26 protein-coding genes are annotated in these 16,566 nt (G+C 57.0%); 18 read left to right on the forward strand and 8 right to left on the reverse strand.

Features of this window, described 5'->3' with window-relative positions; all coding sequences use genetic code 11:
- The first annotated feature begins 916 nt into the window (after nt 1–916).
- Nucleotides 917–1,372: a hypothetical protein gene (locus ACMNAY_RS00470; protein WP_418717968.1), complete on the forward strand. Its 456-nt coding sequence runs from the start codon at nt 917–919 to the stop codon at nt 1,370–1,372.
- A 171-nt stretch (nt 1,373–1,543) separates the two neighbouring features.
- Here the strand turns inward: ACMNAY_RS00470 and ACMNAY_RS00475 are convergent, their stop codons facing one another.
- The 5 genes from ACMNAY_RS00475 to ACMNAY_RS00495 form a co-directional block, all read right to left on the reverse strand.
- Nucleotides 1,544–2,575: a hypothetical protein gene (locus tag ACMNAY_RS00475; protein WP_418717969.1), complete on the reverse strand. Its 1,032-nt coding sequence runs from the start codon at nt 2,573–2,575 to the stop codon at nt 1,544–1,546.
- Nucleotides 2,572–2,874 (reverse strand): hypothetical protein, encoded by a 303-nt coding sequence (locus ACMNAY_RS00480; protein WP_418717970.1) that lies wholly within the window; start codon nt 2,872–2,874, stop codon nt 2,572–2,574. Before ACMNAY_RS00480 ends, ACMNAY_RS00475 begins: the two co-directional genes overlap by 4 nt.
- A gap of 13 nt (nt 2,875–2,887) precedes the next feature.
- Nucleotides 2,888–3,184, reverse strand: a complete 297-nt coding sequence (locus ACMNAY_RS00485; RefSeq protein ID WP_418717971.1) for a hypothetical protein — start codon at nt 3,182–3,184, stop codon at nt 2,888–2,890.
- A 17-nt stretch (nt 3,185–3,201) separates the two neighbouring features.
- Complete coding sequence (locus ACMNAY_RS00490) at nt 3,202–3,972, reverse strand: TraX family protein (RefSeq protein WP_418718011.1); 771 nt, start codon at nt 3,970–3,972, stop codon at nt 3,202–3,204.
- Nucleotides 3,973–4,113: 141 nt separating this feature from the next.
- Complete coding sequence (locus tag ACMNAY_RS00495; RefSeq protein WP_394969586.1) at nt 4,114–4,506, reverse strand: (deoxy)nucleoside triphosphate pyrophosphohydrolase; 393 nt, start codon at nt 4,504–4,506, stop codon at nt 4,114–4,116.
- Nucleotides 4,507–4,683: 177 nt separating this feature from the next.
- Here ACMNAY_RS00495 and ACMNAY_RS00500 point away from each other — a divergent pair, with 177 nt between their 5' ends.
- The gene (locus ACMNAY_RS00500; RefSeq protein WP_418717972.1) at nt 4,684–5,142 is read left to right on the forward strand and encodes a metallophosphoesterase family protein; all 459 of its coding nucleotides are present in this window, start codon (nt 4,684–4,686) and stop codon (nt 5,140–5,142) included.
- A complete protein-coding gene (locus tag ACMNAY_RS00505) occupies nt 5,139–5,648 on the forward strand; it encodes a DUF6933 domain-containing protein (RefSeq protein WP_418717973.1) in 510 nt (169 codons plus the stop codon). The genes ACMNAY_RS00500 and ACMNAY_RS00505 overlap by 4 nt, the downstream gene beginning before the upstream one ends.
- Before the next feature lie 64 nt (nt 5,649–5,712).
- Here the strand turns inward: ACMNAY_RS00505 and ACMNAY_RS00510 are convergent, their stop codons facing one another.
- Nucleotides 5,713–6,477 (reverse strand): class I SAM-dependent methyltransferase, encoded by a 765-nt coding sequence (locus ACMNAY_RS00510; RefSeq protein WP_418717974.1) that lies wholly within the window; start codon nt 6,475–6,477, stop codon nt 5,713–5,715.
- 250 nt (nt 6,478–6,727) lie between these two features.
- Here ACMNAY_RS00510 and ACMNAY_RS00515 point away from each other — a divergent pair, with 250 nt between their 5' ends.
- From ACMNAY_RS00515 to ACMNAY_RS00540, 6 genes are read left to right on the forward strand one after another with little or no spacing between them, the layout of a single operon-like run.
- Entirely contained in the window at nt 6,728–7,639 is a 912-nt protein-coding gene (locus ACMNAY_RS00515) for a helix-turn-helix transcriptional regulator (RefSeq protein WP_418717975.1), read from the forward strand.
- 1 nt (nt 7,640) lies between these two features.
- Nucleotides 7,641–7,964, forward strand: a complete 324-nt coding sequence (locus tag ACMNAY_RS00520) for a TfoX/Sxy family protein (protein WP_394977281.1) — start codon at nt 7,641–7,643, stop codon at nt 7,962–7,964.
- Nucleotides 7,965–7,966: 2 nt separating this feature from the next.
- Complete coding sequence (locus tag ACMNAY_RS00525; protein WP_418717976.1) at nt 7,967–8,593, forward strand: GyrI-like domain-containing protein; 627 nt, start codon at nt 7,967–7,969, stop codon at nt 8,591–8,593.
- Nucleotides 8,593–9,111, forward strand: a complete 519-nt coding sequence (locus tag ACMNAY_RS00530) for a GNAT family N-acetyltransferase (RefSeq protein WP_394977285.1) — start codon at nt 8,593–8,595, stop codon at nt 9,109–9,111. Before ACMNAY_RS00525 ends, ACMNAY_RS00530 begins: the two co-directional genes overlap by 1 nt.
- On the forward strand, nt 9,108–9,659 hold the full coding sequence (locus tag ACMNAY_RS00535; protein WP_418717977.1) for a DUF3795 domain-containing protein: 552 nt from the start codon (nt 9,108–9,110) through the stop codon (nt 9,657–9,659). Before ACMNAY_RS00530 ends, ACMNAY_RS00535 begins: the two co-directional genes overlap by 4 nt.
- 4 nt (nt 9,660–9,663) lie before the next feature.
- Nucleotides 9,664–10,062 (forward strand): SRPBCC family protein, encoded by a 399-nt coding sequence (locus tag ACMNAY_RS00540; RefSeq protein ID WP_418717978.1) that lies wholly within the window; start codon nt 9,664–9,666, stop codon nt 10,060–10,062.
- Between the two features lie 32 nt (nt 10,063–10,094).
- Here ACMNAY_RS00540 and ACMNAY_RS00545 read toward each other — a convergent pair whose 3' ends face one another.
- Complete coding sequence (locus tag ACMNAY_RS00545; protein WP_418717979.1) at nt 10,095–10,853, reverse strand: MerR family transcriptional regulator; 759 nt, start codon at nt 10,851–10,853, stop codon at nt 10,095–10,097.
- Nucleotides 10,854–10,936: 83 nt separating this feature from the next.
- A complete protein-coding gene (locus ACMNAY_RS00550; protein ID WP_418717980.1) occupies nt 10,937–11,713 on the reverse strand; it encodes a helix-turn-helix domain-containing protein in 777 nt (258 codons plus the stop codon).
- Between the two features lie 169 nt (nt 11,714–11,882).
- Here ACMNAY_RS00550 and ACMNAY_RS00555 point away from each other — a divergent pair, with 169 nt between their 5' ends.
- The 9 genes from ACMNAY_RS00555 to ACMNAY_RS00595 are packed head-to-tail and all read left to right on the forward strand — an operon-like array spanning nt 11,883 to nt 16,536.
- Entirely contained in the window at nt 11,883–12,335 is a 453-nt protein-coding gene (locus ACMNAY_RS00555) for a YaiI/YqxD family protein (protein WP_418717981.1), read from the forward strand.
- A 3-nt stretch (nt 12,336–12,338) separates the two neighbouring features.
- Entirely contained in the window at nt 12,339–13,013 is a 675-nt protein-coding gene (locus tag ACMNAY_RS00560) for an alpha/beta hydrolase (protein ID WP_418717982.1), read from the forward strand.
- 53 nt (nt 13,014–13,066) lie between these two features.
- Complete coding sequence (locus tag ACMNAY_RS00565) at nt 13,067–13,672, forward strand: DUF1349 domain-containing protein (protein ID WP_418717983.1); 606 nt, start codon at nt 13,067–13,069, stop codon at nt 13,670–13,672.
- 49 nt (nt 13,673–13,721) lie between these two features.
- Complete coding sequence (locus tag ACMNAY_RS00570; protein WP_418717984.1) at nt 13,722–14,132, forward strand: peptide deformylase; 411 nt, start codon at nt 13,722–13,724, stop codon at nt 14,130–14,132.
- On the forward strand, nt 14,129–14,443 hold the full coding sequence (locus ACMNAY_RS00575; protein WP_418717985.1) for a TIGR04076 family protein: 315 nt from the start codon (nt 14,129–14,131) through the stop codon (nt 14,441–14,443). The genes ACMNAY_RS00570 and ACMNAY_RS00575 overlap by 4 nt, the downstream gene beginning before the upstream one ends.
- Before the next feature lie 13 nt (nt 14,444–14,456).
- Nucleotides 14,457–15,173, forward strand: a complete 717-nt coding sequence (locus ACMNAY_RS00580) for an SDR family oxidoreductase (protein ID WP_418717986.1) — start codon at nt 14,457–14,459, stop codon at nt 15,171–15,173.
- Nucleotides 15,170–15,616, forward strand: a complete 447-nt coding sequence (locus ACMNAY_RS00585) for a flavodoxin family protein (RefSeq protein WP_418717987.1) — start codon at nt 15,170–15,172, stop codon at nt 15,614–15,616. The genes ACMNAY_RS00580 and ACMNAY_RS00585 overlap by 4 nt, the downstream gene beginning before the upstream one ends.
- Nucleotides 15,617–15,627: 11 nt before the next feature.
- The gene (locus ACMNAY_RS00590) at nt 15,628–16,266 is read left to right on the forward strand and encodes a Vat family streptogramin A O-acetyltransferase (RefSeq protein WP_418717988.1); all 639 of its coding nucleotides are present in this window, start codon (nt 15,628–15,630) and stop codon (nt 16,264–16,266) included.
- Nucleotides 16,267–16,302: 36 nt separating this feature from the next.
- Nucleotides 16,303–16,536 (forward strand): hypothetical protein, encoded by a 234-nt coding sequence (locus ACMNAY_RS00595; RefSeq protein ID WP_418717989.1) that lies wholly within the window; start codon nt 16,303–16,305, stop codon nt 16,534–16,536.
- The last annotated feature ends 30 nt before the right edge of the window (nt 16,537–16,566 follow it).

The following is a 16,566-nucleotide window of genomic DNA, read 5'->3' on the forward strand; positions in this document are numbered from 1 at the left end:
TCCAGATACCAATGCAGGCAGCTTTTTGTTTTGGGCAATTGCTTCGCTGGAAGTTCCGTAAGCGAATCATAACCTAGTTTAGTTTTATCCTCGATGTCACCACTTTGTTATCGCTTGTTATAGAGAAAAATTTTTATCAAATGCAACGTATATCGATAATATTAATTCTACCAAAGCGGTGCTATTTTGTCCATTTTATCCAGTTTTAAGATTTCATCTTCAAATATTCATTATAGAATTGAATATTACTGCAAATTGTCTCTAGAAGTGTTTCATGCTCCAGCGGCTATGCTTTGTTTAGGTATCGCTTTTTTGGCGTTATCCACAACATTATGTTCGTCCCCATTCTTGTGCATATCCTTGGCGTATTCCACCTGATTAGGCCTTGGCTTTTTTCTTGCCGATGCTGGGTACATATACGTTGCTGGGTTGTTAATGCCAGTCTCTGAGCATGGTCCAAATGAAATGGGCGACTTCGACGTTAGCACATTCTGATTTTCTTCCGTAGACTTTGGACCAGGAGCTAACGTTATCCGTCGACTTTCTCCTAGACAGGCCTACCATAGAACACTCTCGGCTTTGCGAAGTGTGACCACCATTTGACCACCACGCATGCAAAAGCCCGCGGAGCCTGTGCTGAAAAGGCTTCGCGGGCTTTTTATATGGTTTTGAACTTTGTGCACAACCGACGAAAAACGGCTTGAAATCGCGGTTTGGCGTTGTGTGTCTGGGAACTCCGACCCGGAAGGCCGCTGGTTCGAATCCAGTCGGGCGCACCACAAAGAAGGACCCTCGGAGCATTTTCCTGACTCTATGGGTTCTTTCTTTATTCTCTTCATTTTTCCACCCTATTCCCTGTGGAAATCGCAACATGCAGATGTTATACTCAAATTAAAAAGTGAAGGAGAGTGCATTTATGCACATGTGCGATTTTTGTGTTTATCCAGACGGGATTACTCTGGATTGCACAGCTCTGCGAGGAATCGAACCGACTCCCAAAGAGCTTGAAGAATTATCTACGAATGATGTAAACATTCAAACTGTTCCCAAAGAGATAGGCGGCTATGCTCCTCCTGAAATATTTATTTGGTTAGGAGAAAACCTCGTTTTACCTCTAACTGCTTCTCTTCTTTATGATTTGCTCAAAAAAGCCATACCTCCTATAATCCGGCATTTAAAGTCTCGCCTAGAGGATAAGAAAAATCGTTCAAATATAGACCCCGACAATTTGGAGGTCAAATTTTACTTGGCTTTTAAAGGGAAGTCAACGCACTTTTCTATTGATATCCCCAACGACATGAATAAAGAGAGCTTAGAAAAAGCGCTTAAACTTTTTTCTCAAATGGTTGACGTAATAAAGTCAAAAGAATAGTTGAACTATTTTATTGAAATCAAGCCTCTATAGCAGTCGTTTTATTTCATATCTCGGACCTTCTTTAAATACCTCTCTATCGTCTCCGATTCGGAAAGTCGCTGAATTGCGTCTATTCGGGCTTACTAAAAAGGTCGCTGTATTCGAGTACAGCGACCTTTTCTTTTTGATTCAGTTGTCGAGCAGTTTTTCTTTTTCCCTTACGTCTTCCAGAAAACGAGGCAGCTTCGTTTCCGCGCTGTCCGCCAAGCTTCCGTCTTCCTCGAGCACAGGCGTATCCAGCACCGTTTTTATAGACATTGCGGCAGAGGCAGCCATCGCAACGGCTTTCTTGCTGTTTTCCGTGTAAAGCGCATAGTCAGTTCCTTCCGCTTCAATGATCTGCTCCAAATCAAAAATCAAGGGCAGGAAGAGGGCGTCCAGCCTTGCTAAAAGGTTATGAAACATCCAAGTTCTTCTGCGGATCGCCATGCACTGTGCGGCACCATTTTTAAATTGCTGACAAAGCACATCTGCTTGTTCTGCGTACTGTTTTGCTTCTTCCAGACCTTTTCCGGCTTTCGCACTCACGATAACCCCCATGACCAGCAGTGCCGGCCCTGCCACCAATCCTCCCAGAACCGCTGTACTGCCAGCCATGCCAAGGCCTCCTGTGGCAAGAGAGCCACCTCCGAAAAAGGCGAGCGTTGCATTCGTTGCAGCCGCACCACTGAGAGAGCTGATTGCTGTGCCGGTGGAAGCCACAGCAAACGTAGAGGCCGCACTATATGCTCCAAACGCCGCCAAAGCGCCACCCGTCAGGCCGGCCAGTGAGCCGCCCGCCAGTGAAACGCCAAAATGTTCCGATGCACCTGCTTTTTCAAAAGAAGCTCTGTCGATGTGCAGCTTGCTTAGCTCCTGCAGACCAGGTGACTCTGTGAAATCAACATTTTTGAGTTTCGCGAACGCATCCACAAAAGGGAGAAGGCTGCCTGACAGGACCTGTACCTTTTCTCTCCCCAAGTTTTCCAGCGCTTCTCCGCACTGGCGTCGAAGCTCTTCCAAGTGCACTGCTGCGTGCACGATCCTCTCTTCTCTATTGCTATTGATCTTCTTCGTGGTGTTATGATCTACACCTGCCTTTACCGCAGCACCTGCTCCGGCGGCTCCTGTTGCGGCGGCGATTCCAATAAAGACGACTGGCAATGGCATCTTCTTGATCACTCCCCTGCGGTTTCCAATTTCCCGTTTTGCGCGTCTTTTTCTTCCGTCTGCTCTTCGGCTTTTGCATCTTTCGAGTAGGGAAACAATTTGTGCTTCTGTTTATTGATGGTGCCGGCAATCGATCTGGTGGCACCCGCAACCTTCCCACCCAGTTCAGTTCCTGTAGAGGCAAGATTAACTCTCCATTTCGCCACAACGCTGTCCTTTGGTATTCTGATTTTTTCGACAGACTCATAGCCTTGCACAGCCCGCCGGGGAATCTTCAGTTCAGCGCACATTTGGCGCAGCGTCTGTTGCATCTTCATTTCCTCCTCACCGTAGAACTGCACGCTGCGTGCAGTCAAGGGTTTCGTGAAAATCGCATTCCGCAACAGAATATTTATATCCGACATAGATTCCTTCCTGGTAGATCAGGAAGGCGTCTGTCCACAAGTAGGAATAATCCTGCGCGCTCTCCATGGGACTTCCGCTCTGGGCCAACACATCCGTGTAGTTTGTCCACTGGTTTAACTCCAGATTCTGCATAGCCGGAGAAGAATAGCTGCAAGCTGCCCAAGTATCCACCAGCCGTCCAGAAGGAGATACTGCGCCGGTCAGTACATTGGCCACGCCCTGAATGCCTTCCGCTACATATGAAGCCCGAAACGAAACACGGCAATAAAAACAAGATACAGCACCATCATGTGTAAGGGATAAAAAGAATAGCAAAAATATTGCCACCATTTTTTATGATATCCCAGCTCTCCATTGTACAGCCAAATAATCGGTAAAGATAGCAGGGCGAGACCTTGCTGGACAACTTCCAATGTAACTCCAAATATAGTTACTTCAAAATAATATCCCCCTAATAATTCCACATTTATAAAGTACAAAACAAGCGCCTGGCCTAAATAATTCCACCAGCTTCTTTGATGAAAAATATAGAACGTCAGAACGGTCAGCACTCCAAAGCCATAATAGTCAACAAAGGTAACCATCCCTATGGCCCAGCCCAAAAACGTGATCAGAATGACCAATACAGTTTTTACCGCTATATTCCTGTTGCTTGTTTTTACTTTATCAATGCCAAGCATACATACTATTGCAATCAGGAACGTCCATAACACATTTTGATGATACGGATTTAGCCATCTGCCTCCTGTCATAAGGTTAAACGGTATTTCAGAGATGAAAGCGAAGGCAAGTAATCTGCCCATACATTTTTTTATGTTGCGGGTGCGAAAATATCCTTCCACGATCATAAAAGCAAAAATCGGGAAAGCCAATCTTCCAACGTTGGTCATCCATTCCTGGCCGGTCATCATCGTCGCCCATAAATGGTCTAACAGCATGAACGTCATAGCAAAAACATGCAGCCCGAAAGAAGTGATTCCGATTTTTCTCTTTTCCAAATTCATCAATCCTTTTATCCCTCTCTCACTCGTCATCATATGAACACGGCGATCCGAAAGCAAGTTGATCCTTGTTTTCCCGACGTCCTGATGCCCGATTCTGCTGGCATCGGCTTTTTTACAAACGAGAGATTCGCCTTTATGTTTTTATTTATGCAAATAGACTTGTTTCAACCTTTCCAAAATCACTTCATCCGCCGGGCAGAATTCATACCGGTCGATTTCGTCCACTGTGATCCAGCGGATGTCGTTGTGCTCCAGCTTTTGGGGTACGCCCTCCCGAATCGCAGCATGAAAGAGAGTCAGGTGTACCGTCAGATCCGGGTATTCATGGGTCACGTCCATAAACTCGTCTCCCACCTCCAGCGTAACGGCCAGTTCCTCCCGGCACTCGCGGATGAGAGCCTGCTGTTTTGTCTCGCCCGGTTCCACCTTTCCGCCCACAAACTCCCACAGCAATCCTCTGGCTTTGTGGGCCGGGCGCTGGCAGGCCATGAATTTGTCGTTATCCCAAATCAGGGCAGCCACCACTTCTGTCATTCGCTTCATCTCCCCTTTTCTATAAGTTTCATTATAGAAGGGCCGGCTGTTTTCGGCAAGACACAGCCGACGATCTTCACCTGCATTCCCCTTCCAAGCCCGCATCACACTGGTCTGGACGGTCAAAAAAATGTATAATACCAATATCATACCCATGACCCGTACAAGGAGATGCCCATGAACCTTATCATTCTTTCCGACACCCACGGTCTGCTGCGGCCGGCGGTGCTGGAACTTCTGAAATCCGCCGACGCTATCCTTCACGCCGGGGACATCAACTCCCAGGAGGTGGTGGATAAACTTGCTTCCTTTGCACCGCTGTATGTGGTGCGGGGCAACAACGACAAAGAATGGGCCGAAGCCATCCCCCACGACCTGACCGTAACGCTGGGAGGAACGCGGTTTTACATGGTCCACAACAAAAAGGACGTTCCCGCCGGCCTGGGCAGCACGGACGTGGTGGTGTTTGGCCATTCCCACAAATACAGCGAGGAACAGCGCGGGGAGGTGCTGTGGCTTAATCCCGGCAGCTGCGGGCCGCGGCGGTTCCACCAGGAGATCACCCTGATGCGGGCCGTGGTCTCCGACGGAGCCATCCGGGTGGGGAAGATCGTCATTCCCCACGAGGTGCCGTGATAGAACTGGGCCTGACTTTTCCGTTGCAGCGGTTTCTGCATCAAAAGCCGCCGCCCTACGGCAGCGAAGCTGACCGGCGTTTCTGCTGGGACCTGCACGTCATCGAACTGCGGGGCCGCAAATGCCTTTTGGCGGTGCATTGCCACAGCCGTTACACCTTTGTGCGCTTCGATGTGCCGGGTTTGCTCTGGGCCGATCTGCCCGGATTGTTCCGCACCGGCCTTGTGGACAGCTTGACTGCCGCCGGGTTTACTTCCGAACAAATCAACATTTATCTGCAAGCCGCCGGCGACGCGCAGCTCACCTGCACCCACGGGCGGCGTGAAGTCGCCTTTCTCAACCGCGCCTGGGAGGATGTTCTCTCGCTGGACACCTGTCTGGACGCTGCCAGCGCCGCGCAGCCCATGCTGGACTGGGCGGTGAACGCCCGCCCCAGCCGGTGTGTGGGCTTTGACGGGCTGGCCCCTGCGGCGGGGCGAATTGGGGTATCACTTTTCCTCAAATAAACGCCATTCACCGGGCAAAACAAACGAGCCGGGGCTTCGCACACGCGAAGACCCGGCCCGCGCTTTATTTATACTTTTGCGCCACCAGAAGATACCGGTGGATCGTTCCCTCGATCACGCCGTTCCGCTCCAAAATCTGCTGCGCGTGATACAGCTGCTCCCGGCAGGTTTCCACCGAAAAGCCCGGGAATTCCCAGGGCAGCACGCGGGCAAACCACACAAGCGCCCCCACGTCCCAAAAGCGGATAGGGCGAAAAGCTTCCTCCCCGCGCACGACCCGCAGGCCGGCGCTTTGTACCTCTCCTGCGGCGCAGGCAAGGGTCTGCCGGGGAAAGGGCAGCGGCAACTCCCCCAGCAGCAGCTGAACCAGTTCCCGGTCGTTTTTCGCCCCCACCTGTTCGGTGATGAACGTTCCGCCGGGCCGCAGCAGGCGGCTGATCTCCGCCGGATCATAGCTTCCGTGACGGTTCAAAATCAAATCGAAAGCCCCATCGGTAAAGGGCAACAAGCCCCCGCCATCCGCCTGCTGAAACTGTATCCCCAACGGGGAGAGCCGCCGGCGGCAGAGTTCCGCGTTAGGCGGCCAGCCCTCGGCGGCGCTGGTTTTATTATAGGGGTGCCCCAGAGACAGCAGGAACTCCCCGCCGCCGGTGTCCATATCAAGAAGCTCTTTGTCCGGCCGCAGGAATGCTCGAACCACCTGCTCATAGTCCCAAGGCAGGTCCTGCTCCTCCTCATAGCGCCCGCGCAGATGGGAAAAATCCCAGCCTTTCATCTGCGCCGCACGCTCTTCCTGCAGCCATTGACGATACAGCTCCGTTCTGTTCATTCAAAACCGCTCCTTTTCGTATTTTTCTGTACGATTTGGTGCAGTTCGCTGATAACAGTTATTTACTCGATGCAGTCTGCTATCAGACGGATCGCTGCACCGAGAAATTACCTCGAAGGAGCGTCATTTGGACTTCACCGCCTTTCTGAATGTATGATACCACGACAAAAGTCACATGGCAAACATGACAGACAGCTGTCCGGTTTCTGTGGTATAATACAGGCAAACACAGAGAAAGGCGGCGAGGCGCATGAAACTGGACCGGCTCATCGGCATTTTGTCCATCCTGCTGCAGCAGGAAAAGGTCACTGCGCCGGAGTTGGCAGAGCGGTTCGAGGTGTCCCGCCGCACCATCCAGCGGGACGTGGAGGCTCTCTGCCGGGCAGGCATTCCCATCGTCACCACCCAAGGGTCGGGCGGAGGCATCTCCATTCTGGAGGGTTACCGGGTGGACCGTACCATGCTCACCGCCCCGGAGATGCAGGCCATTCTGGCGGGGCTTCGCAGTCTGGACAGCGTCAGCGGCACCCGCCGCTATGCCCAGCTGATGGAAAAGCTGTCCGCCGGGGCGGGCACACTGGTGCCCGGCAGTGCCGAGCTGCTCATCGACCTGTCCTCCTGGTACAAGGACAGCCTCGCCCCCAAGATCGAGCTGATACAGGACGCCATCCGCCGGCACCGCGCCGTTCGGTTTTGCTATTTCTCTCCCAAGGGAGAGTCCCGGCGCACGGTGGAGCCGTGCTATCTGGTGTTTCACTGGTCGGCCTGGTATCTGTGGGGACGATGCCGCACCCGGGAGGACTATCGCCTGTTCAAACTGAACCGCATGACTGAACTCTCCACGGGCGAGCCCTTTGATCCTCGCCCCGCGCCCCTGCCGGACCTTGCCCCGGAGCGGGTCTTTCCGGTGAAATACCAGGTGACCGTTCTCTTTGACCCGGCATGGCGCTGGCGGCTGGTGGAGGAATACGGCGCAGACGGTCTTGCAGAAGAGCCGGACGGCCGCCTGCGTTTTACCGGCGGCTTTCCCGACGCGGACAGCGCCCTCGGCTGGGTGCTCACCTTCGGCGAGGGCGCGGAACTGGTGGAGCCGCAGGAGCTGCGCCAAAAACTGCGCGACCTGACCCGGTCGCTGGCCGAGCGCTATGACGGGAGGAATTGATATGGCGTCCCATTCGGATTTTGTGGATTTTGTGGCCGACCAGCTGCGGGATGCCGGAGCCATCCGCAGCCGCAAGATGTTCGGCGAATACGGCCTCTATTGCGACGGGGTGTTTTTCGCCGTCATCTGCGACGACCAGTTCTTCGTAAAAATCACCCCCGAGGGCCAGGCTGCCTTCCCGGACCTGCCCAAAGCCCCACCCTACGAGGGAGCCAGAGACTCCTTCCTGGTGGAGGACGTGGAGGACCGGGAACTGATGACGGCGCTCGTGCGCATCACCTGCGGGGCGCTGAACACCCGCCCCCGGAAGAAAAGGAGGAAATGACCATGCCCTTCGACTACAAAAAAGAATCCAAAGAATTCTATCTTCCGCCCAAAACGCCGGGCATCGTCACGGTGCCCGCCATGAATTTTCTGGCGGTGCGAGGGCAGGGCGACCCCAACCAGGAGGGCGGCGCCTACAAAGAAGCTCTGGGCCTGCTTTACGCCGTGGCCTATACCATCAAGATGAGCAAGCACCGGCCGGAGGGCTACTTCGACTATGTGGTGCCGCCGCTGGAGGGCCTGTGGTGGCAGGAGGGCGTGCACGGCGTGGACTACGCCCGCAAGGCCGATTTCCAGTGGATCAGCCTCATCCGCCTGCCGGAATTCGTGACGGAAGAAGTGTTTCATTGGGCCATCCGCGAGGCCACCGAAAAGAAGAAGCAGGATTTTTCAAAGGTGGAGTTCTTTTCCTGGGAAGAGGGACTTTGTGTTCAGTGCATGCACCTGGGCCCCTACGATGACGAGCCCGCGACCGTGGCGGCGATGGATGAATACGCCCGTGCCCAGGGGTATCTGCCGGACTTCAACGAGAGCAGGTTCCACCACGAGATATACCTGAGCGACGTGCGCCGCTGCAAGCCGGAAAAGTTGAAAACGGTCATTCGGCAGCCGGTCAAGGAGATACGCTGATGCGGGAGATTTGTGCGAAGATTCGCAAGATGCGGCCGGATGAAACCGAACTTTTGCGAGAATTTCTCTACCAGGCCATCTATCTGCCCGAAGGTGTGGAGCCGCCGCGCCGGTCTGTTCTGGATCTGCCCCAGCTGCGGGTCTACATAGACGGGTTCGGCGCACGGGCCGGAGACTGTTGTGTGGTTGCCGAAGCGGGAACCAAGCTTGTCGGCGCCGCATGGAGCCGGATCATGGAGGATTACGGCCACATCGATGACCATACGCCTTCTCTGGCCATTTCGGTATTGCCGGAACATCGCGGGCAGGGTATTGGCACCTGTCTTTTAGAAACTCTGTTGGCTTGCCTTCAAGAGTCCGGATATTCGCAGGTGTCCCTGTCGGTTCAAAAGGACAATCCCGCACTGCATTTGTATCTGCGGGAAGGTTTTGCTCTCTTGGATGAACACGGCACTGAATTTTTGATGCTGCGTTCCCTGAAAAAGGGCGCGGATGAGACCGAGGAGGTATGGCAATGAAAGGTTTTGTTCGAACGGAACTTGATTTCTCCCTCTGCGGCCTTGCCTGCCTGCTGTGCCCCATGCAGGTGGGCGGCTACTGCCCGGGCTGCGGCGGCGGGGCCGGCAACCAGAGCTGCGCCATTGCCCGGTGTTCGCTGGAGCAGGGCGGGCCGGAATTTTGCAACGAATGTGCTGCCTACCCCTGCGCCCGCTACGACGAGTTTGACGCGGCGGATTCCTTTGTGCCCCACAGCCGCCGGGCCGCGGACCTGGCCCGCGCCGGGGAGATGGGGCCGGACGCCTGGCTGGACCGGCTGCGTCAAAAGCGCGCCGTTCTGGACCAGCTGCTGGCGGGTTGGAACGACGGCCGTCGCAAGTCCCTTTACTGCGCGGCCGCCTATCTGCTGGAACCGGAGGCCCTGCGCCGGGTGATGGAGGCGCTGGCTTCCCAAAGCGATCTGGCCGCCGCACCGGTCAAAGAAAAGGCGCTGGCCGCCGCCGCGCTGCTACAGGCGGAAGCGGACCGGGCGGGCATCAGTCTGAAGCTGAACAAGGGAAAGGGGTGAGCGAATGGCAACGTCACAAGTGGCGGCGGAGTTCTCCTGCCCGGTGGAAACGCTGTGGCGCACCGTGACCGACCTGGAGCACACCGGCTGGCGCAGCGATCTTGCCCGGGTAGAAATTCTGGACGAAAGCCGCTTTGTGGAGCACACCCGGAACGGCTATGCCACCTGCTTCACGGTCACGGCCCGCGAAGCGCCCCGCTTTTGGGCCTTCACCATGGAGAACGGCAACATGTCCGGTGCCTGGGAAGGGCATTTTGAAGAAACAGCGAATGGTTCCCGTCTGGCCTGCACCGAGACCGTCACCGCAAAGCGCTGGTGGATGCGCCCCTTCGTGCCCGGGTATCTGAAGCGGCAGCAAGCGCTGTATCTGGAAGATCTGCGCCGTGCACTTTCGAGCAAATAAAAAGCGCCCCGGCACTTGCCGGGGGCGCTTTTTTATTTTGCCCAGTGCTCCACCGCGTCCCGCAAAAATTGGGCGCAGCCGGGCACTGCCCGGTCGTAGTAGGCGGTGAACCGCTCGTCCAGCACATACAGCTGGGTGATGCCCCGGTGCTTTTGGGGCGTCAGGTCGTTCACCGTCACCGCCAGCCAGCGGCGGTGCAGGTCATAGAGTTTCCTGCCCTCTTCGCTGTCGGGTGCAAGGGCCGCTTTCACCGCGGCTTCCAGTCTCTGACGCAGTTCATCGTCCAGTGCATTCCACGCGTCGTACTGCTCCTGCGTCAGGCCCATCACGTTGGCGTTGGCGGCATCCACCGCTCCGTCGCCGTATTTGGCCCGGGCCTCTTTGCCGTGGGCGGCCTCGTTCTCCGCCACCAGCTTCGCTTTCAGGGCGGCAAATTTCTTCTCGTCCTCCATAGGCTCCTTCCTTTCTTCGCAGCCGATGGTCTCTTCCACCGACTGTATCAGGTCTTCCAGCCGTGCCTTTTGGGCCTGCAAGGCAGCCAGATGCTGCCGCAGGGCGGCCAGCCGGTCGAAGGAGGGCGCGTCCAGACATTCCCGGATGCGGGCCAGCTCCACCCCGAGGGCCCGGTAAAACAGAATGTCCTGCAGCCGGTCCACCTGGGCCGGGCCGTAGTAGCGGTAGCCGCTCTCGGCCACCCGGCCGGGCTTCAGCAGGCCGATCTCGTCGTACCAGCGCAGGGTGCGGGTGGACACTCCCGACAGGCGCGACAGCTCATGGATGGAATATTCCATGCTGCTCCCTCCTTCCTGCTATCAGTGTACCAGTTGACGGTACGGCAGAGTCAAGAGGGAAAATAAAAAAATCGTCCAGGCATTCAGCCCGGGTCATAGGTGGCCAGCGCCTCGCTCAGCTGCGGCAGCCACTCCGGGCCGTCGTAGCCCACGCTGGGAACGTAAATTTGCATCCACTCCACCTTCCCGTTGCGCCAGGTGCCCTGGCAGGTGAGCAGATAGGTGATGCTCTCCTGCTGCACCGTCAGTTCCAGCTCGGTGAAGAGGAACATATCGTCCAGCCGTGTGCGGCTGAAACTCGCCTCGGCGTTTCGGATGACCACGCCCTGCTCCCTGAGTTCTTCCAGCGCTTCATAAATGCCGCCGGCGTTGCCGATATAGCGCTCTATGCCCTCTTTGTCGTAATCTTCCAGCGCCCGGGCTGCATTGCGGGCGCACAGCCACGCGGGGATGCACCGCCAGGCGAACCCGTCGCCGCCCAGCGTTCCGTTCAAGACGGGCAGGGCAAGCAGCAGGGCCAAGCAAACGCCTACCGCCGCCAGCAGACTTCGTTTGCGTATGGTTTTCCCCTTGCGGGTGATCTCCTGTTCCGAATACCGGAGCACTTCCTGCACGGCGCTGTCCACATTTTCCGGGCGCGTCTTTTGCTTTGCCCTGGCTCCGGAGATGAGTTCCAGCACCGTGGCGTCCAACGCCTGCGCCAAAGGCTCCAGCAGGGCAATGTCCGGGGCACACAATCCCCGCTCCCATTTGGAGACCGCTCGATCGGTCACATGCAGCCGTTGGGCCAGTTTCTTCTGGGTCAGTCCCTTTTCTTTGCGCAGTTCGCGTATCAGCGCGCCGGTGGCTTCGTTGTTCATCGCTCAGCCCTCCCTTTTGCCTCTCTATTATAACGCCGCGCCGCCGTTCCTGCACCCAACCGCTGGTTGAGCCCGGCTCGGCGGCAGCTTTTTACAGCTGCTGCTTGTTGCGTCCGGGATTTCATACTACAATAAGACATATAAGGATGCGAAAAAAGGAGAAGCGTTCATGCCCACAGTACTGATCGACGCGGACGGCTGCCCGGTGGTGGGCCTGACCATCCGCATCTGCAAACGCCATAACGTGCCGGTGCTCATTCTCTGCGACACGGCTCACCGCATTGAACGGGACGGAGCCGAAACGCTGGTGTTCGACAAAGGCGCCGACAGTGTGGATTTCGCCCTGGTCAACCGGGTACGCGCCGGAGACATCGTAGTCACGCAGGACTACGGCCTTGCCAGCATGTGTCTGGCCCGCCGGGCCCGGGTGCTGAACCAGAACGGACTGGAATACACCGCCGGCAACATCGACGCCCTGTTGGAGCGCCGCTGGCAAAACAAAAAGCTCCTTCGCGCCGGCAAGCACCCGAAGGGGCCTGCCAAACGCACGAAAGAACAGGATGAGGCGTTTGCAGCGGCGTTGGAAGGGTTGCTGTGCGGCTGCCGGAAAAGTGAGGGATGAACGATGCGCACATTTGTTGCAGGCGGCAAGACCGTGACAGTTTTTCCCGCCGGCGTACCGGACGCGCCGGTGGTCTATCTGAACACCTTCGGTGACGAAGGGCAAAAGGTTTTTGACGCCCTGGCTTCCTGCGGCTGCCCGCCGCTCTCGCTGGTGGCCATCAGCGGCCTTGATTGGAACCGCGATATGGCCCCCTGGGACTGCCCCGCGGTGTTCAAAAACGCCGGGGCATTTACCGGCGGCGCTGACGAATATCTCCGGCTCCTGGCCGGGGAGATCCTGCCCAGGGCGGAGCGGGAATTGGCCGGCGCTCCCCGCTGGCGAGGGATCGCGGGTTATTCTCTGGCGGGGCCGTTCGCCCTGTATGCCCTTTACAAGACAGATGTATTTTCCCGCGCGGCCAGTGTGTCCGGCTCGCTCTGGTTCCCGGGATTCCGGGAGTATGTATTCTCCCATGAACCCAAACGCCGGCCGGACCGCGTTTACGTTTCCGTGGGCGACAGAGAAAGCAAAACGAAGAATCCGGTGCTGCAAACGGTGCAGGAAAGCACCGAGGCGATTTGCGAGCTTTACCGCGACAAGGGCATTTGCACGACGTTCCGGCTGAACCCCGGCGGGCACCACGAGCATCCGGCGGAGAGGACTGCGGCGGGCATTCAATGGTTGTCCATTGAATAGCGCTGCTCTGCACGATTGTGATACAATAAGAGCATATAAGGAGGACGCTCGCCATGGACTTTGACGTTGACAAGCTGGTCTGGACCAGGCCGCCGGAGCAGTACCGCATTGCGGCAGACGAAATTGAGATCACCACCAAGCCTCACACCGACCTGTGGCAGCGCACCTATTACCATTTCCGCAACGACAACGCCCCTGTGCTGCAGATGGAAACGTCGGAGCCTTATTTTAGTTTCGTGGTGAAAACCGACTTTTCCGCCGCCTGTCACCGTTTTGACCAGTGCGGAGTCGTTCTGTATCTGGACAGCGAAAACTGGATCAAGGCTTCGGTGGAATACGAGGACGGCAAGTTTCAGCATCTAGGCAGCGTGGTGACCAACGAGGGCTATTCCGACTGGGCCACCACCGCCATCGACGGCAACATCCGCACCATGTGGTACCGCCTCAGCCGCCGCGAGGACGACTATCGGCTGGAATGTTCCCGGGATGGCGTCAGCTTCAGCCAGATGCGCGTTTGCCACCTGCGCAAAGGCGGCGGGGCCATCCGGTTCGGCCTTTACGCCTGCTCACCGGAGGAGTCCTCTTTCACCGCGGTGTTCTCGCAGATGCAGATGACCGAATGCCGGTGGCAGGCCCACGACGGCCAGCAGCCGGACTGAGCGGTCTTTCCTGACGCGGCCGCCATTCAAAGCCATAAGGAGAACTGATATGATTCGAGAGATATGCAGAGACGTGCTGTTTCTGGCGCGAAAGTCCGAGCCTGCCACACCCGAGGACCTGCCGGTAGCGGCGGACCTTCTGGAAACCCTGGAAGCCCATGCGGACGGCTGTGTAGGCATGGCGGCAAACATGATCGGTGTTGCCAAGCGCATCATCGTCTTTGACGACGAGGGCACCTACCGGGTGCTGTTCAACCCGGAGATCGTCAAGAAAAGCGGTCCTTACGAGGCCGAGGAAGGCTGCCTGTCCCTCACCGGCACCCGCAAGGCAAAGCGTTGGCAAACCATCAAGGTGAAATACCAGGACGAGCAGTTCCGGGAGCGGTTCAAGACCTGGACCGGCTGGCCCGCCCAGATCATCCAGCACGAAATCGACCACTGCGAGGGCATCATCATATGAAAAAGTGCAAGATCACCGTCATGCGCATCACCCGCTATGCGGACCTGATGGCGCGCTACGAAAACCCCATTGAGCGCGCCTGTGATTTGCGGGAAGGCCAGGTGTTCATCGCCAATGGCTGGGAGAAGCCGGAGGGCTTTTGCCCCAGCGCCTGGGACACCCTGTCCCCCTTCGTGCTGGCTCTGAGCCACGGCGCAGAGAACTTCTACGACGGCTGGATGAAAAACCCCCGCTCCGCCATGCTCTCCTGCAACGACGGGTTCCGTCCGGTGAGTTTTCTGGTGGAGGCGCTGGAAGAGGACGCGGACTAAAGGAGGAAACATCATGTTTGAAAACAAAGTAGCCGTCGTGACAGGCGGCGCGAAGGGCATCGGCAAGGCCATTGCCCAGGAGTTCCGCAAAGCCGGGGCCAAGGTGTGCGTCATCGACCTGCTGCCGAACGATTATTTCGTGGGCGATCTGGCCGACCAGGCGGTGCTGGAGGAGTTTGCCCGCAAAGTGCTGGCGGACCACGGCCATGTGGACTATCTCATCAACAACGCTCTGCCCCTGATGAAGGGCATCGATGAGTGCAGCTATGAGGAGTTCAACTATGCTTTGCGGGTGGGTGTGACCGCCCCCTTCTATCTCACCAAGCTGTTCGCGCCCCACTTTGCGCCTGGGGCGGCGGTGGTGAACATCTCCTCCTCCCGGGACCGGATGAGCCAGCCCCAGACCGAAAGTTACACGGCCTCCAAAGGCGGTATCTCGGCGCTGACCCACGCGCTGGCCATCAGCCTTGCGGGCAAGGTGCGGGTGAACAGCATCTCCCCCGGCTGGATCGAGACCGGCGGCGCGGTATGGACCGGCCCGGACGCCGCCCAGCAGCCCGCCGGGCGGGTGGGCACCCCGCTGGACATCGCCAACATGGTGCTGTTTCTCTGCTCGGACAAGGCGGGGTTCATCACCGGCGAAAACATCTGCATCGACGGCGGCATGACCCGCCAGATGATCTATCACAATGACTTTGGCTGGACGCTGCAGGGAGGAAACGAAGAATGAAAACGGCAATTTGCTATCTTTCCTGCCACCACGGTAACACCCGCAAGGTGGTGGAGGCTATGGCCCAGGCGGGCGGCGCCGACCTCGTCGACGTGCGCACCCGGCAGGCGGTGCGGCTGGAAGAATACGACTGCATCGGCTTTGCTTCCGGCATCTACGGTTTTGAAATGCACAAGTCGGTGGCAGCCTTCGCCCGGCAGTATCTGCCGGCGGGCAAACCGGTGTTTTTCGTTTACACCTACGGCGGCGCAAAGGGCACCGGCGCAAAAGCGCTAGCCCAAATCGCCGGGGAAAAAGGCTGCCCGGTGCTGGGCGAGTTCGGCTGCAAGGGCTACGACACCTTCGGGCCGTTCAAGCTGGTGGGCGGCATCGCCAAAGGCCACCCCAACGAGCGGGACCTGGAAAAGGCGCGGGCGTTCTTCCTGGGACTTCAGGCAAAATAAGGAGTGTTGATATGTTTGGACCGAATCCGGATGCTGTTCATCCCAACGAGAACATCCCCAGCATCTGCTATATCAAAAATGTCATCACCCGCCCCAACATTCTGGTGGGCGAATACACCTATTATGATGACGCGGCCACCGGCGGCGAGGACTTCGAGTCGCATGTGACTCACCACTACGAGTTCATCGGCGACAAACTCATCATCGGCAAATTCTGTGCCATTGCCAAAGGCGTGGAGTTCGTAATGAACGGAGCCAATCACCGCATGGCCTCGGTCACGACCTACCCGTTCAACATCTTCGGCCACGGGTGGGAAAAATGCACCCCGGCGCTGGGCGACCTGCCTCTTAAGGGCGACACTGTGGTGGGCAACGACGTGTGGATCGGCCAAAACGTCACCATTCTGCCCGGGGCGCACATCGGTGACGGCGCCATCATCGGGGCAAATTCCGTGGTGGCAGGCGACGTCCCGCCCTACACCGTTGCCGCCGGAAATCCCTGCCGCGTGGTTCGTGCCCGCTTTGACGCCGAACTGACGGACTATCTGCTGAAGCTTCAGTGGTGGGACTGGGAGCCGGAGAAAATTTTCCGAAACCTGGACACTCTTTGCTCCGGTGACCTGACGCTTATCCGTCAAATCTCTTTTTAACAAAAAGCGTGTGCAGACATCCGAAAGGAGAGAACAATGGGCTGGAAGTTCGAGACCGCCGGGCCCACCGGGGAGTGCAAAGCCTTCGGCGTGAACATTTTCAAATATCCCTGGCGGGACTGCAAGGAGACTGCCACTGTCACCGACCCCCGCCACGGCGTGGAGAAGGTGTTTCATGTTTATGAGGTGGAGATCGACGGCATCCCTCGCCGCTTTGCCGGCGGAGAGTTTTCAAACGGTGTGTTCGGAGTCTATCTGCCGGAGGAGTAAGCTGCTGTGCCGGCTCCTCAAAGAGATGTT

This window comes from Candidatus Allofournierella merdipullorum, assembly GCF_048426865.1.
Classification (GTDB): Bacteria; Bacillota; Clostridia; order Oscillospirales; family Ruminococcaceae; genus Allofournierella_A; species Allofournierella_A merdipullorum.